General features: G+C 67.8%; 13 protein-coding genes. 9 read left to right on the top strand and 4 right to left on the bottom strand.

Annotation, left to right across the window (positions count from 1 at the left end; translation table 11 throughout):
• The first annotated feature begins 168 nt into the window (after window positions 1–168).
• Window positions 169–2040: a sigma-54-dependent Fis family transcriptional regulator gene (locus tag GDH07_RS09150; RefSeq protein WP_152897184.1), complete on the top strand. Its 1872-nt coding sequence runs from the start codon at window positions 169–171 to the stop codon at window positions 2038–2040.
• A 115-nt stretch (window positions 2041–2155) separates the two neighbouring features.
• The gene (locus GDH07_RS09145) at window positions 2156–2899 is read left to right on the top strand and encodes a TetR/AcrR family transcriptional regulator (protein WP_425502101.1); all 744 of its coding nucleotides are present in this window, start codon (window positions 2156–2158) and stop codon (window positions 2897–2899) included.
• A gap of 28 nt (window positions 2900–2927) precedes the next feature.
• On the opposite strand, the gene GDH07_RS09140 is transcribed toward GDH07_RS09145, so the two are convergent.
• Entirely contained in the window at window positions 2928–3947 is a 1020-nt protein-coding gene (locus GDH07_RS09140) for an AraC family transcriptional regulator (RefSeq protein WP_053138470.1), read from the bottom strand.
• Window positions 3948–4117: 170 nt separating this feature from the next.
• Here GDH07_RS09140 and GDH07_RS09135 point away from each other — a divergent pair, with 170 nt between their 5' ends.
• Both GDH07_RS09135 and GDH07_RS09130 read left to right on the top strand, forming a co-directional pair.
• Window positions 4118–4969, top strand: a complete 852-nt coding sequence (locus GDH07_RS09135; RefSeq protein ID WP_152897182.1) for a 3-hydroxybutyryl-CoA dehydrogenase — start codon at window positions 4118–4120, stop codon at window positions 4967–4969.
• Entirely contained in the window at window positions 4962–5558 is a 597-nt protein-coding gene (locus GDH07_RS09130) for a TetR/AcrR family transcriptional regulator (RefSeq protein ID WP_152897379.1), read from the top strand. Before GDH07_RS09135 ends, GDH07_RS09130 begins: the two co-directional genes overlap by 8 nt.
• Before the next feature lie 9 nt (window positions 5559–5567).
• Here the strand turns inward: GDH07_RS09130 and GDH07_RS09125 are convergent, their stop codons facing one another.
• Together GDH07_RS09125 and GDH07_RS09120 are read right to left on the bottom strand one after the other, a co-directional pair.
• Window positions 5568–6203 carry a response regulator transcription factor gene (locus tag GDH07_RS09125; protein ID WP_152897181.1) on the bottom strand — a complete coding sequence of 212 codons (636 nt, stop codon included), beginning with the start codon at window positions 6201–6203 and terminating at the stop codon, window positions 5568–5570.
• Entirely contained in the window at window positions 6200–8089 is a 1890-nt protein-coding gene (locus GDH07_RS09120) for a PAS domain-containing sensor histidine kinase (RefSeq protein WP_152897180.1), read from the bottom strand. The genes GDH07_RS09125 and GDH07_RS09120 overlap by 4 nt, the downstream gene beginning before the upstream one ends.
• Window positions 8090–8265: 176 nt before the next feature.
• On the opposite strand from GDH07_RS09120, the gene GDH07_RS09115 reads away from it, so the two are divergent.
• The 4 genes from GDH07_RS09115 (at window position 8266) to GDH07_RS09100 (ending at window position 12952) form a co-directional block, all read left to right on the top strand.
• Window positions 8266–9888 carry an acyl-CoA synthetase gene (locus tag GDH07_RS09115; RefSeq protein WP_152897179.1) on the top strand — a complete coding sequence of 541 codons (1623 nt, stop codon included), beginning with the start codon at window positions 8266–8268 and terminating at the stop codon, window positions 9886–9888.
• Between the two features lie 112 nt (window positions 9889–10000).
• Window positions 10001–11773, top strand: a complete 1773-nt coding sequence (locus GDH07_RS09110) for an acyl-CoA dehydrogenase C-terminal domain-containing protein (RefSeq protein ID WP_152897178.1) — start codon at window positions 10001–10003, stop codon at window positions 11771–11773.
• Window positions 11774–11882: 109 nt separating this feature from the next.
• The gene (locus GDH07_RS09105) at window positions 11883–12296 is read left to right on the top strand and encodes an LIC_13387 family protein (RefSeq protein WP_343038200.1); all 414 of its coding nucleotides are present in this window, start codon (window positions 11883–11885) and stop codon (window positions 12294–12296) included.
• Window positions 12297–12337: 41 nt separating this feature from the next.
• A complete protein-coding gene (locus GDH07_RS09100; RefSeq protein WP_022643575.1) occupies window positions 12338–12952 on the top strand; it encodes a hypothetical protein in 615 nt (204 codons plus the stop codon).
• A gap of 59 nt (window positions 12953–13011) precedes the next feature.
• Here GDH07_RS09100 and GDH07_RS09095 read toward each other — a convergent pair whose 3' ends face one another.
• Window positions 13012–14217 (bottom strand): MFS transporter, encoded by a 1206-nt coding sequence (locus tag GDH07_RS09095; RefSeq protein WP_152897177.1) that lies wholly within the window; start codon window positions 14215–14217, stop codon window positions 13012–13014.
• A gap of 167 nt (window positions 14218–14384) precedes the next feature.
• On the opposite strand from GDH07_RS09095, the gene GDH07_RS09090 reads away from it, so the two are divergent.
• The gene (locus GDH07_RS09090) at window positions 14385–15305 is read left to right on the top strand and encodes a LysR family transcriptional regulator (RefSeq protein WP_152897176.1); all 921 of its coding nucleotides are present in this window, start codon (window positions 14385–14387) and stop codon (window positions 15303–15305) included.
• Window positions 15306–15312: the final 7 nt, after the last annotated feature.

Below are 15312 nucleotides of genomic sequence, written 5' to 3'. Positions count from 1 at the left end.
GCCCGGTGGTGCCGGTGAGACGTTGCATGTCAGGTTGCACGGGGCAGAGGCGAGACCTTGAGACGTTGCGTCTCAACCTCGCCGCCGGGCCAGCCGGTGCTTGTCCGCAGGCGCGGATCGGCGCTTAATGCGCCCACAACGATAAGAAGCTGCAACCGGAGGCCTGTCATGCTTTCCGCCCATTCCCGCGCCCATGTCGACTGCGTCAGCCGGGTCTTGAAGAACGCCGCGCACCTGCCCCAGGCGCCCGTGCCGAACCTGATCCTCGACTCCTGGCGCCGCTCCATGGAGCAGCACCACCTGGACCCGGCCTCGCTGCAGGGGCCACGCATCCTCTCCGAAGACCTGCTCAAACAGTGCCGCGAGCGCTCGGAGCTGTTCCTGCGCATCGCCAGCGAAGAAGTGGCGCGCCTGCATGGCCAGGTGCGCGATGCCGACTACTGCGTGCTGCTCACCGACGCCCAGGGCCGCACCATCGACTACCGGGTCGAGTCCGCCATCCGCAACGATTGCCGCAAGGCCGGCCTGTACCTGGGCACCTGCTGGTCGGAGGGCGAGGAAGGCACCTGCGGCGTGGCCGCGGTGCTCACCAGCGGCGCCGCGGTGACGGTGCACAAGCGCGATCACTTTCGCGCTGCCTTCATCGGCCTGACCTGCTCCGCGGCCCCGGTATTCGACCCCCAGGGGGGGCTGCTGGGGGTGCTGGACGTCTCGGCGGTGCGCTCGCCGGACGATCGCCGTTCCCAGCACCTGATCCGCCAGTTGGTGGTACAGAGCGCGCGGGCGATCGAGCAGGCGTTCTTCATGAGCAGCGCCCAGGGCTACTGGGTCCTGCGGGCCCACGCCAGCCCGGGTTATGTCGACAGCCAGCCGGACTTCCTGCTGGCCTGGGACGACGACGGTTGCCTGCAAGCGCTGAACCCCGCCGCCCGGGCCTACCTGCTGCGCCGCCACGGCCAGTTGCCCCGGCACATCGCCCAGGTGTTCGACACCCAGTTGCTGCAGCGCGCCAGGGACCAGGCACTATGGCCCCTGGATGGCGAGCTGCACGGTCGCCTGCAAGCGCCGCGCAGGCCGGCCAGCCGGCCACGGCTGCAACTGGCCGGGCAGGCGCTGGACCCCAGGGTGGAGCAGAGCCTGCGCCTGGCGGTACGGGTCAAGGATCGCCACCTGCCGGTGCTGGTCCAGGGCGAGACCGGCAGCGGCAAGGAAGTCTTCGCCCGCCAGTTGCACCAGGCCAGCCAGCGGCGCGAGCGGCCGTTCGTGGCGCTGAACTGCGCGGCGATTCCGGAAAACCTGATCGAGAGCGAACTGTTCGGTTATGTCGCCGGGGCCTTCACCGGAGCCTCCAGCAAAGGCATGCAGGGCCTGCTGCAACAGGCCGACGGCGGCACCCTGTTCCTGGACGAGATCGGCGACATGCCCCTGGCCTTGCAGACCCGCCTGCTGCGGGTGCTGGCCGAGGGCGAAGTGGCGCCGCTGGGCGCCGCGCGGCGCCAGGCGGTGGATATCCAGGTGATCTGCGCCACCCACCGCGACCTGGAAGCGCTGGTGGCCGATGGCAGCTTTCGCGAAGACCTGTATTTCCGCCTGGGCGGCGCGCGCTTCCAGCTACCGCCCTTGCGCGAGCGCAGCGACCGCCTGGCGTTGATCACCAAGATCGTCGAGCAAGAGTCCCAGCGTTGCGGCACGCCCCTGCAACTGGGCGACGCGGCCCTGGAGTGCCTGCTGGGCTATCGCTGGCCGGGCAACGTGCGCCAGCTGCGCCACGTGCTGCGCTATGCCTGCGCGGTGTGCGAAGGGCCGGTGATCCAACTGCAGGACCTGCCGGAGCAGTTGCACCGGGCCAGTACCCAGGCAATCGCTACCCAGGCCCCGGACCCGGCGAGCAGCCCGGAACGCCAGGCGCTGCTGGATGCCCTGGTGCGCCATCGCTGGAAACCCGTGGCCGCCGCCAAGGCCCTGGGCATCTCCCGGGCGACCTTGTACCGCCGGGTCCGCCAGCATGGCATCCAGATGCCGGGACGCAGCTGCCCCTGAGTATCGGCCCGGAGTATTGGGCACATGACGGCAAGCGCTCTAGCACGGCGCTTTCACCCTGAAAACGGGTAGTTTCGTCCATTGGTCGCGGATGCTTTTGCCCCGGAAATTACCTATGCTGACGGCTCACAAGGAAGTCCACTTCCCCCCGACAGGCAAGCCAAAGACCCCACTGATTCCTATGCATGATTCTCGACTCTCCCCATCCCCCACGACAGCAAGCGGCAAATCCGGCAGTCCCGCGCGACGGGGGCGCCCGCTCGGCAACCACGAGGAGAAGCGCGCAGAGCTGCTGAAAGCGGTGGTCGCCGTGGTGGCGCAAGAGGGCTACATCGGCACCTCCATGCGCCGCGTCGCCCAATATGCCAACTGCACCACTGGCGCGGTGACCTACTACTTCGCCAACAAGGAAGAGATGCTCGCCGCCGCCGCGCAGGACCTGTTCGACCAGTTCGACGCCGTGCTCGAGCGCGAGGCCGCCAAGCCCCGGGTGGACATCAAGACGATCATTTCCAGCTGGCTGAGCTGGGGCAAGGGCGGCGACACCAACGCCCTGCTCGCCGCCCTCTTCCACCTGCTGACCCACGCCCGCCACGAACAGGCCCTGGCCGATATCTTCCAGCAACGCTATTGCCGCTTCCGCCAGTCCTTCGCCGCGATGTTGACCAAGGGCCAGGCCCAGGGCGATATCCGCGACGATATCGATGCCGAGCTGCTGGCCGACCAGATCTGCGCCATGGGCGATGGCTGGAAGATGGTCCAGCCGGTGGAACCGGAACGCTTTGCCCCGGAGCGCCAGGAAGCGCTGCTCGACGCCGTGGTGGTGCTGATGGCGCCCTATAGGCCCCGTCCCCAGTAAAGCCCGCGCCAGGCCCCGGCGCCGCTGGCTAGCCCGGCCCTGCGGGCTGGAAACGCGCGCGATAGCGGCCGGGGCTCTCGCCGATCCATTTCTTGAAGGCCCGGTGGAAAGCGCTGGGCTCCTGGAATCCGGTCAATTCGGCGATCTCGCCGATGCTGGCCGCCGAGCGGCGCAGCAGGTCCACGGCGACGTTGCGCCGGACCTCGTCCTTGATCTCCTGGTAGGAGCCACCTTCGCGCTCCAGGCGCCGGCGCAGGGTGCTGGGGCTCATCTGCAGTTCACTGGCGAAGGCTTCCAGGGTCGGCCACTGGCTGTAGTGGCTGCCCCGCAGGCGCTGGTGCACCTGGGTGGTGAGGCCATGCTGGTTGCGAAACCGGATCACCAGCCACTGCGGGGCGCTGCGCAGGAATACCTTGAGCGAAGCCAGGTCCTGGACCACCGGCAGGCGCAGCAGGCGGCTGGCGAACTCGATTTCGGTGCGCCCGGCGTTCCAGGTCAGGTTGCTGCCCCACAGCAGCGCGTCGTCGTCGAGGCTGAGGCGAGCATGGCGAAACTCCGCGCGATCGATGGGAATCCGCCGTCCACCCAACCAGCACAGCAGGCTGATGACCAGCACCAGCAGGGTTTCCTCGGCGTAGTGCGCGCGCAGCGGCTCGGCGCCCTGGCTCTGGAGGCTGATCACCGCACGCTTGCCGCGCACGCTGAGGCTGGCACGCAGGTCACGCAGGAACAGGCCGAAATTGTTCAGGCACTGGCGCAGGGCCTTCTCCAGGTTCGGCTCCTGGATCAGTCCACGACAGATCAGGGCGAAGGCCCCGGGCGGCAAGCCGTGGGAATCGAGCTGGAAGAACTCGTCGTGCAATTCACGGATCTGCATCAGCCACAGGGCCGCGAACGCGCTGCCAGGCACCCGCGCCCGGGGCTGCTCGAGGAGCGCAGGGTCGATGCCGACCTCGGCCAGCAGCGCTGCCAGGCGCGCCGGCCGCGATTGCAGGGCGTGGGTCATGACCCGCAGGTAATAAGCGGCGACCGAATCGGTTTCGCGCATCTGGCAGCTGTCCTCCGGCATGGCCGCTGTGGCAAAAAACGCCAGCACGGTTGACCGCTTTCGGCATAGTCCGGCCCCTGTGCGGGGCCCTAGACTCGCGCTCGACAATGGGCCGTGCAAGGCATGGCCGCCATGCTCCGCGAAGGCAACGAACAAAGGAAGAGCTGAAGATGAATCTTGCGAACATCGGTGTGATCGGCGCCGGCACCATGGGTAACGGTATCGCCCAGGTCTGCGCCCAGGCGGGCTTTGCCGTGGCCCTGCTGGACATCGCCCAGCCCGCCCTGGAAAAGGCCCTGGCCACCATCGGCAAGAACCTCGACCGGCAAGTGGCCAAGGGCGGCCTGAGCGAGGAGCAGAAGCTCGCGACCCTGGAGCGCATCCGCATCAGTACCGACTACGCCACGCTCAAGGATGTCCAGCTGGTGATCGAGGCTGCCACCGAGAACCTCGAGCTCAAGCTCAAGGTGCTGCAGCAGATCGCCGCCCAGGTCGGCCCCGAGTGCGTGATCGCCTCCAACACCTCGTCGCTGTCCATCACCCAGCTGGCGGCCAGCGTCAGCGCCCCGGAGCGCTTCATCGGCCTGCACTTCTTCAACCCGGTGCCGGTCATGGGCCTGATCGAAGTGATCCGTGGCCTGCAGACCAGCGATGCGACCCATGCCCTGGCCATGGACATGGCCCAGCGCCTGGGCAAGACCGCGATCACCGCCGGCAACCGCCCGGGCTTCGTGGTCAACCGCATCCTGGTGCCGATGATCAACGAGGCGATCCTGGTGTTCCAGGAAGGCCTGGCCAGCGCCGAGGACATCGACGCCGGCATGCGCCTGGGCTGCAACCAGCCGATCGGCCCGTTGGCCCTGGCCGACCTGATCGGCCTGGACACCCTGCTGGCGATCCTCGAAGCCTTCTACGACGGCTTCAACGACAGCAAGTACCGCCCCGCCCCGTTGCTCAAGGAAATGGTTGCCGCCGGCTACCTGGGCCGCAAGACCGGACGTGGCTTCCATGCCTATGGCTGAACGCTGCTCGCGCTTCGCGCAAAGCCGCGACAAGGCCCTGGAGCTGTTCGCCAGCAAGGGCTTCGGCCAGGTCGGCATGCGCGAGCTGGCCAGCCACCTGGGGCTGACGCCGGGTTCGCTGTATCACCACTACCCGAGCAAGCAGCACCTGTTGCTGGACCTGATCGAGGAGTTCTTCGATGAGCTGCACGGCACCCTCAAGCGCCTGCAGCGGCGCAAGCTCCAGGACGGCTGCCTGGTGGCGCTGATCCGCGCCCACCTGAAACTGCACCGGGAACTGCCCCGGCACTTTCGCCTGGTGGAGCGCGACAGCGGCTGCCTGAACCCCGACCAGCAGTTGCGCGTCGAACAATTGCGCGCAGGCTACGAACAGCAGTTGCTGCAACTGCTGGGCACGCCGGTCGGGCAAGGGGAAGCCGCGCGCCGGGCCACCGCCCATGCGGTGGCCAACCTGCTCAATACCGCCCCCAGCTGGTTCCAGGAACAGTCCCTGGGCGAGCGCGAGCGCGAAGCCTTGCTGGAGAACCTGCTCAGCGGTGCCATCGAACGCCTGCTGGGCACAGGCCCGAGCCACAGCGCCGTGGCCTGAGGCCAGGCCTCAGCGCAATTGCAACGGATCCACCAGGCCGGCGGCGATGGCCATGCCCACCAGCTCCGGCAGATGCTCGGCCTGCATGCGCTTCATCACCCGCGAGCGGTACAGGTCGATGGTCTTGATGCTGACCCCCAGCTGTTCGGCGATCTCGCGATTGGTGTAGCCCCGCACCAGCGGCAGCAGCACATCCTTTTCCCGTGGCGTCAGGCTCTCCAGGCGCTCCAGCACCCGGGCCTGCCCGGCGCCCTGGCGCTGGCGGCTGCCGGCGCGGTTCAGCGCCTGCTGCACGCTATCGAGCAGCAGTTGCTCGTTGTAGGGTTTCTCGATGAAGTCCGCCGCCCCGGCCTTGAACGCGCGGACCACGATGGGCACGTCGGCATGGCCACTGACGAAGATCAGCGGCAGGTCGATTTCCCGCTGGCGCAGCTCTTCCTGGACATTCAACCCGCCCATGCCGGGCATGCGCACATCCAGCAGCACACAGGCGTTGCGGCTCGGGTCGCAATGCTCGAGGAACTCGCGGCCACTGGTGAAGGGCACGGCCGCCAGGCCCACCGACTCCAGCAGCCAGACCGTGGAGTCGAGCATGGCCGGGTCATCGTCGACCACGTACACCAACTGCTGCGTCGCACTCGTCATGGCCTTGCTCCTGTATTCGGGGAAATGGATGGGTCGGTCTCAAGCGGGGCCGTGGCCGGCAGATGGCAGTCCATGCGCAGGCCCCGGGCCTGGGGCCGGGCCTGCAAGTCGCCACCGAAACCCTCGACGATGCTGCGGCTCATGGACAGCCCCAGGCCCAGGCCATTGGCCTTGCTGGTGTAGAACGGGGTGAACAACTGCGCCAGCTGCTGGGTAGAAACCCCGGGGCCCTGGTCGCTGACACTGATGCAGACCCCACCCTCGGCGCCGGCCACGGCCTGGAGCACGATCTGCGAGGCCTGTTGCGCATGGACCTCGCGATTGGCCTCGATGGCGTTGCGCAAGAGGTTGAGCAGCACCTGCTCCAGCAGCACCCGGTCGGCGTAGACCGGCGGCAGATTATCCGCCAGGCGCAGCTCGATCACCACCTGGCACGCCTGGGCTTCCCAGGCGCACAGGCGCACGGTTTCCCGGGCCACCTCGGCGCTGTCCAGGGCCTGGAGCCGCCGCCCGCCCTTGCGCAGGAACGCCCGCAGGCGCTTGATCACCTCGGCGGCGTGGGTCGCCTGCTCGGCGATGCGCTCCAGGCCCTGGGCCACCTTCCGCGCGGCCTGGGGCTGAGTGTCCAGTGCCTGCAGATAGCGCTGGCTGGCATTGGCATAGTTGACCACCGCCGCCAGCGGCTGGTTGATCTCGTGGGCGATGCCCGAGGCCAGCTCGCCCAGGGTCACCAAACGCGCGGTATGGGCCAGCTCGTCCTGGTGATGACGCTGCTGGGCCTCGCGCAATTCGCGCTCGCTCTGGTCATGGGCCACCAGGGAATAGAAGCGCTCGCCGCTGGCCGCCCGGTGCGCCAGGAGCATCAGCGACACCGCTACCGAGTCACCGCCCGAGGGCGGCTGCAAGCGAGTCTCGATGCTCCAGCGCCCGGTGCGCTCGGCGCATTCCCAGCCCTCTCGCTGCAGGCTTTGCAGCACCGCCGGACTGAGGATCGCCGCCAGCTCGGGCATCGCCTGCCCGGGCTCCAGGCCCAGGGCGCGCCGGGCGGCCGGGTTGAGGTAGGTGACGCTGCCGCCCGGCTGGACGAACAGCACCGGATCGGGGTTGGCCTCCACCACCTCGGCCAGGCGCCGCTTGTTCTCCTCGGCCTGGACCCGGGCGGTGATGTCCCGGGATACCGCCACCACCTCCACCACCGCCCCGGTGTAGGTCTCGCGGATCGCCCGGCAGGCGGTCTCGAACCACAGGTAGTGGCCGTCGCGATGGCGGATGCGATAGGTCATGGTGTGGTAGCCGTCCTGCTCCAGGGCATCCCCGGTGCGCTGCATCAGCCCGGCCAGCCCGCGGCTGTGCAACAGGCTGCGGGCGGGCATGCCGCGCAGCTCCTCGGGCCAGTAGCCGAGCAGGGTCCAGGACGCAGGCGAGGCGTCGAGGAAGCAGCCGTCGGGGGCGTGCCGGGAAATCAGGTCGGTGGTGTTCTCGGTGATCAGCCGATACAGCCGCCGGGCCCTGGCCGACTCGCGCTCGGCCTGCACCTGGGTGGTGGCCTCGCGGCAACGGGCCAGGACCCGCTGGCGATACGGGTCGGGGATGAAGGTCCAGAGCAGGATCCGCTCGCCGCACTGGGCCTCGACGTCCTCGATCGGCCGTTGCTGGTCGAGGCAGGCCCGCACCAGGGCCGGGTGGTTGACCGGCAGCCAGGCCGCCAACCCATCCCCTGTCGCGCCCTCCAGCCACTGGCGCAACGCCGGGTTCAGGTCCAGCGGCCGGGCCTCGGCATCCAGCAGCGCACTGGGCTGCGGGTCATGGCCCAGCCAGGGCGAATCCGGCAGGTGGCCTTCGCGCTGCTGGCGCAGCCAATGGCTCAAGTGAGGGGAGCTTTGCATCATCGTTGGACCTTTAGGGATCATCGGCGATCAATATAGTATTAATACTATACAACTCAGGTATTACTTCCATATCAATCCGCAAACAGTATATAAAAGCCTCCGGATAAGTCACCGAGGCGCCAACGAGCGCCTCGGTCAATAGAGCTAACAATCAGCCACCGGGTGCCCGAACCATGTCCATCTACGAGCAAGGCCTTGCGCCGTCTGCCGTCAACCACATCGCCCTTTCGCCCCTGAGCTTCATCGAGCGTACCGCCGCGGTCTATCCGGACTACCCGGCGGTGGTCCATGGTTCGATCCGTCGCACCTGGGCCCAGACCTACAGCCGCTGCCGGCGCCTGGCCTCGGCCCTGGCCGGCCGCGGGATCGGCAAGAACGACACGGTGGCGGTGATGCTGCCCAACATCCCGGCGATGCTCGAGGCGCATTTCGGCGTGCCGATGATCGGCGCCGTGCTCAACGCCCTCAACGTGCGCCTGGACGCCGAGGCCATCGCCTTCATGCTGGCCCACGGCGAGGCCAAGGTGCTGATCGCCGACCGCGAGTTCCATGCAGTGATCCAGACCGCCGTGGCCATGCTCGACCACCCGCCGCTGGTGATCGACCTCGACGACCCGGAGTACGGCGAGGGCCAGCCGGTCAGCGACCTGGACTACGAGGCGTTCCTCGCCGAGGGCGATCCGGAGTTCGCCTGGCGGTGGCCGGATGACGAGTGGCAGGCCATCGCCCTGAACTACACCTCCGGCACCACCGGCAATCCCAAGGGCGTGGTCTATCACCACCGCGGCGCCTACCTCAACGCCCTTGGCAACCAGATGACCTGGGCCATGGGCAACCACCCGGTGTACCTGTGGACCCTGCCGATGTTCCACTGCAACGGCTGGTGCTACCCCTGGACCGTCACCGCCCTGGCCGGGGTCCACGTATTCCTGCGCCGGGTCGACCCGCAGAAGATCCTCAACCTGATCCGCGAACACCAGGTCAGCCACCTGTGCGGCGCGCCCATCGTGCTCAATGCCCTGGTGAACATGCCGGAATCGGCCAAGGCGGCCATCGACCACCCGGTCAAGGCCATGGTGGCCGGGGCCGCGCCACCGGCCAAGGTGATCGGCGCCGTGGAAGAGATGGGCATCCAGGTCACCCACGTCTACGGCCTGACCGAGGTCTACGGCCCGGTGACCCTGTGTGCCTGGCACGCCGCCTGGGACCCGTTGCCCCTGGAAGAGCGGGCGCAGATCAAGGCGCGCCAGGGCGTGCGCTACCCGACCCTGGAAGGGGTGATGGTGGCCGACCCGAAGACCCTGGAACCCACGCCCCGGGACGGCCAGACCATCGGCGAGATCTTCATGCGCGGCAACACGGTGATGAAGGGCTACCTGAAGAACCCCACCGCCACCGCCGAAGCCTTCGAAGGCGGCTGGTTCCACACCGGCGACCTGGGCGTGACCCACCCGGACGGCTACGTGGAGATTCGCGACCGGCTCAAGGACATCATCATTTCCGGAGGCGAGAACATCTCGACCATCGAGCTCGAAGGCGTGCTCTATCGCCATCCGGCGGTACTGGAAGCGGCGGTGGTGGCCCGGCCCGACGAAAAATGGGGCGAGACACCCTGCGCCTTCATCACCCTCAAGGCCGACCACCAGGACGTGCGCGAAGCCCAGATCATCGCCTTCTGCCGCGAGCACCTGGCGGGGTTCAAGGTGCCGCGCACCGTGGTCTTCAGCCAGTTGCCCAAGACCTCCACCGGCAAGATCCAGAAGTTCGTCCTGCGCGACATGGCGAAAAACCTCTAGCCTGAACCCAAGATCCCCGCGCATGCTGCCCCGGCATGTTCGCGGGGCCTGCCCCCTTTGAATCACGCGGCCACGGCCGTGCAACCTCCACCCTTGCACGAGGTTTCCTGCAATGCCCGAATTCAACGCTCCCCTGCGCGACATGCGCTTCGTCCTGCATGAAGTGTTCAACGCCCCCAAGCTCTGGGCCCGGCTGCCGGCCCTGGCGGACATCGTGGACGGCGACACCGCCGATGCGATCCTCGAGGAAGCCGCCAAGGTCACCGCCACCCTGGTGGCCCCGCTCAACCGCAGCGGCGATGAAGAAGGCGCCACCTGGGACGCCGGCCAGGTGCGCACCCCCGCAGGCTTCAAGGAGGCCTACGCGACCTATATCCAGGGCGGCTGGGTCGGCCTGGGCGGCAACCCGGCCTATGGCGGCATGGGCATGCCGAAGATGCTCGCGGTGCAGTTCGAGGAGATGCTCTACGGCGCCAACTCCAGCTTCGCCCTGTACTCGACCCTGAGCTCCGGCGCCTGCCTGGCCATCGACGCCCACGCCAGCGAGGAACTCAAGGCGCGCTACCTGCCGGCGATGTACGAAGGCCGCTGGGCCGGTTCCATGTGCCTGACCGAGGCCCACGCCGGCACTGACCTGGGGATCATCCGCACCCGCGCCGAACCCCAGGCCGACGGCAGCTACCGCATCAGCGGCAGCAAGATGTTCATCACCGGCGGCGAGCAGGACCTGACCGAGAACATCATCCACCTGGTATTGGCCAAGCTGCCGGATGCCCCGGCCGGGCCCAAGGGCATCTCGCTGTTCCTGGTGCCCAAGATCCACGTCGACGCCAACGGCAACCTGGGCCAGGCCAACGCCGTGAGCTGCGGCTCCATCGAGCACAAGATGGGGATCAAGGGCTCGGCCACCTGCGTGCTGAACTTCGACGGCGCCAGCGGCTACCTGGTGGGCGAGGCCAACAAGGGCCTGGCGGCGATGTTCACCATGATGAACTACGAGCGCCTGTCCATCGGCATCCAGGGCATCGGCTGCGCCGAGAACTCCTACCAGAACGCCCGGACCTACGCTCGCGAACGCCTGCAGAGCCGGGCCCCGTCGGGGCCGGTGGCCAAGGACAAGGTCGCCGACCCGATCATCAATCACCCGGACGTGCGGCGCATGCTGCTGTCGATGAAGGCCATGACCGAGGGCGGCCGGGCCTTCGCCAGCTACGTCGGCCAGCAGCTGGACCTGGCCAAGTTCGCCGACCAGCCCCATGAGCGGCACAACGCCGAAGCCCTGGTGGCGCTGCTGACCCCGGTGGCCAAGGCGTTCTTCACCGACAACGGCCTGGACAGCTGCGTGCTGGGCCAGCAGGTGTTCGGCGGCCACGGCTACATCCGTGAGTGGGGCCAGGAGCAGCTGGTGCGCGACGTGCGCATCGCGCAGATCTACGAAGGCACCAACGGCATCCAGGCCCTGGACCTCCTGGGGCGCAAGGTGGTGGCCAACGGCGGCGTGGCCCTGCGCCTGTTCACCGGCGAGATCCGCGACTACGCCTACCTGCCCGGCGCGGCCTATTCGGCGCAGCTGCTCGATGCCGTGCAGCGCCTGGAAGAACTCAGCGACTGGCTGTGCGAACAGGCCGTGCAGAACCCCAACGCCGTGGGCAGCGCCTGCGTCGAGTACCTGCAGTTGTTCGGTCATGTGGCCTACGCCTACCTGTGGGCGCGCATGGCCCAGGTGGCCGGGCACAAGCGCGCCGAGGACGAACGCTTCTACAGCGCCAAGCTTGGCACCGCGGACTTCTATTTCAGCCGCCTGCTGCCGCGCATCCTTGGCCTGGAGCAGAGCATCCGTGCCGGCAGCTCGCCGCTGTTCAGCCTCGCCGACGAGCAGTTCTGAAGCATCGGGCCGGGCGTGCGACGCCCTGCCCGGCCCTTGCACAAGCAGGTGCAAAACCCCGGGCGCCCCGGCATACTCGGCGCCCCTGCCCACCACCCAAGGATGAACCGTGTCGGCAACTGCCCTGCTCATCGCCGGCGCAGCCATCGTGCTGCTGCTCGGTACCCTGCACCTGATCTACACCTTCGCCACCGACAAGTTCCAGCCCCGCGACCCGGCCCTGGCCGAACGCATGCGCGCGGTCGCCCCGGTGATCAGCGCCCAGACCAGCCTGTGGCGCGCCTGGATTGGCTTCAACGCCAGCCATAGCCTGGGCGCTATGCTCTTCGGCCTGGTCTATGGCTACCTGGCCTGGTTGCATCCCGAGCTGCTGCAACAGGCCCCCGGGCTTTTGTACCTGGGCCTGGCCTTCCTCGCCGGGCTGTGGGTCCTGGCCATCCGCTACTGGTTTCGCATCCCGCTGCTGGGCATCAGCCTGGCCTTGCTGCTGTTCGCCGTCGGCAGTGCACTGGCACTGGCCTGAACCTGCACCGCAACCACCCTTCACCTTCATCGAGTTTGCCCATGCCCCGCCTGTTCACCCTCTGGTCCTGGCTCTACCACCCCCTGTGCTGGGTCGCTGTCGCGGCGCCGCTGGCGCTGATGGTGTTTTGTGACGTGCAATTGATTGTCCCGCGGGATGTCGGCGGCACCCTGTTCGGCGGCTCAATGGGCTTCATCCTGTACCTCAGCATCTGGCTGGTGTGTGCCCTGGGCCTGGGCCTGGCCTTGCTGACCCGGATGCCCGGAGCTCGCCTGGCCTGGATCGGTGCCGGCGTGGCGCCTTTGCTGCTGGGCGCCTGGTGGCGGATCAACTACCCGGACGATGCCGACGGCAACCTGATGTTCAGCCCCATGGCCCGGGAGCTGGACTATGCCATGGCCATTGGCTGCGCCTTCATCTACAGCGGCGTGCAACTGTTGCGCCGGCGACGCCTGGCACCGCGACCTGCGGCCACCAGCGCCGATGAGCTGTTCCTGCGCACCGTCTGGGCACTGATCCTCGCGGCGCTGTTCATCCTTCCTCCCTTGAACACCATGCGCCAGCGGGCCCTGCCCTATTGCGCATTCAACAAGGCGGGCGAGCAGTTGAGCGTATGCCTGGGCGGTGGTCCGGAGGAGCGGGTGATCGTCGACTGACGCCTTTCAGCGGCCCCGTCGAAACCGGTGTGCGGCGCAGCGTCCAGGCTCGCGCCGGTTCAGTTCGCGGCCGGGGGAAAACCGTGCTGCCTGGCCCGCCAGATCACGATCCAGGTGACCGCCAGCAGCACCAGCAGGGCCGGGGCCAAGGCCTCGGGCCCGAAGTGCTGCAACAGGATTCCACCGACGATGCCACCACCGGCGATTGCCAGGTTCCAGACCGTCACGGTCATGGATTGCGCGACATCGCCAGCCTCGCCCGCCGCCTGGAACAACGCAGTCTGGAACAGCGTCGCCGCGCCTCCCAGCGCCAAGCCCCAGGTAGCGACCGCCAGGTAGATGACCACCGGCTCGTGACCGGCGATGCTCAAGGCCAGCGCGGTGGCGGCAAATCCCAGGGTACTGGCCAGGGTCAGTCGCCGCAGGTGCCGGTCGATCAGCACCCCGATGATCCAGATGCCCAGCAACGAGGCGACGCCGAACACCAGCAACACCAGGTCCGTGCGCTCGGCCATGCCGGCATCGGCCAGGAACGGAGCGATGTAGGTGTACAGGATGTTGTGCGCCAGGACGAACGCCAGCACCACCAACAGGATCGGCCGAATCCCGGGGATGACGAAGACCCGCACCACCGGCAGGCGCCGGCCCGGGGCCTGTCCCGGATAGTCCGGCACCTTGAGCTGGATCCAGGCCATCAGCAGCAGCGCCAGCAGGCTCATGACACCGAAGCACAGCCGCCACCCGACCAGGGTGCCGACCCAGGTGCCCAGCGGCACTCCCAGGGACAGGGCCAGCGGCGTGCCCGTCATGACCACGGCGATCGCCCGCCCCTTCAGGCGGTCGCTGACCATGCGCGCGGCGTAGCCAGCCAGCAGTGCCCATACCAGGCCGGCCGACACTCCCGCGAGGAAGCGCGCGAGCAGGGTCAGCAGGTAGCTGGCAGAGAAGGTGGTGATGCTGTTGGCGACGACGAAACCGGCCAGCGCCAACAACAGCAACGGCCGGCGGCGCATGCCCTGGGTCGCCACCGTCAGCGGTATCGCGGCCACTAGCGAGCCCATGGCGTAGCAGGTGACGAGCTGGCCGGCCAGGGCTTCGGCCACCCCGAGACTGGCGCCGATCTGTGGCAACAGGCCGGCCGGCAGGGTCTCGGTGAGCATCGTGATGAAGGCCGCCAGGGCCAGGGCGATGAGCGCCGGCAACGGCAGGCGCTCATCCGCCGGGGCCGTCCGGGACTCCTGGCAAAGTGCAGCGGTGGCGCTCATGAGCAAGCTCTCCGGTCGCGGGGAAAGGATCGATGGGTGATTGGCAAGGCAGCCTCCGGTTTCGTGATGTGTTGACCATCCGCACCATAGAGGGCTTAGGAATCAGGAAAAACCAGGCTAGAGTTCCGCGTTATGCGGAAAGAAAATTCCGCAATCAGGGAGCATTCATGGACAGCCTTCACGGTTTCACGGTCTTCGTACAAGTCGCCGAGACCCGCAGTTTCGTCGCCGCCGGCCGCCTGCTCGGTGCTTCGGCGTCGGCCATCGGCAAGAGCATCGCCCGGCTGGAAGAAAAGCTCGGTGTGCGCCTGTTCCACCGCAGCACCCGCAGCGTCACCCTGACGGCCGAGGGCAGGTTGTTCCTGGAACGCAGCCGGCGCATCCTGGCCGAGATCGAGGCGGCCGAGATGGAGCTGTCGCAAACCTCCGCCACGCCCCGCGGGCGCTTGCGGATCAGCCTACCGGTGGTCAGCTCCCTGGTGTTGCCGGTGCTGGGGGATTTCATGCAGGCCTACCCGCAAATCGAGCTGGACCTGGACTTCACCGACCGCCTGGTGGATGTCATCGCCGAAGGTTTCGACGCCGTGGTGCGCACCGGCCAGCCCAGCGATTCGCGGCTGTCCGCGCGCAAGCTGGGCAACTTCCAGTCGATCCTGGTGGCATCCCCCGAGTACCTGCGCCAACGGGGAACACCCCAGGTGCCGGCCGATCTCCTGGAGCATGCCTGCCTGCACTTTCGCTTTCCCCATAGCGGCAAGCTCGATGTCTGGCCCATGGGACGCGGCAGCGATGCTCTGGCCTCCCGGCTGCCCACCACGATGATCTGCAACGACATCGAGACCCGGGTGTGCTTCGCCCGCCAAGGCCGGGGCATCGCCTTCCTGCCGGAATATTCGGTGCGTGAATTCCTCGCCGACGGCCGCCTATGCCGGGTGCTGGCCGAGCATGTGCAGCGCACCGGGACGTTCCACGTACTCTGGCCCGCCAGCAAGCACCCTTCGCCGAAGGTCCGGGTGCTCGTCGACTTCCTCGCCGAGCGGGTATTCGCAGCGGATCGAAAACCCTACGCCAACGCCCCCAAGGCCTGAGCAGGCC

This window comes from Pseudomonas piscis (genome assembly GCF_009380155.1).
In the GTDB taxonomy this organism is placed as follows: domain Bacteria; phylum Pseudomonadota; class Gammaproteobacteria; order Pseudomonadales; family Pseudomonadaceae; genus Aquipseudomonas; species Aquipseudomonas piscis.
The sequence above is the reverse complement of the archived record's forward strand: the minus strand, read 5'-3'. Positions and strand labels throughout refer to the sequence as shown.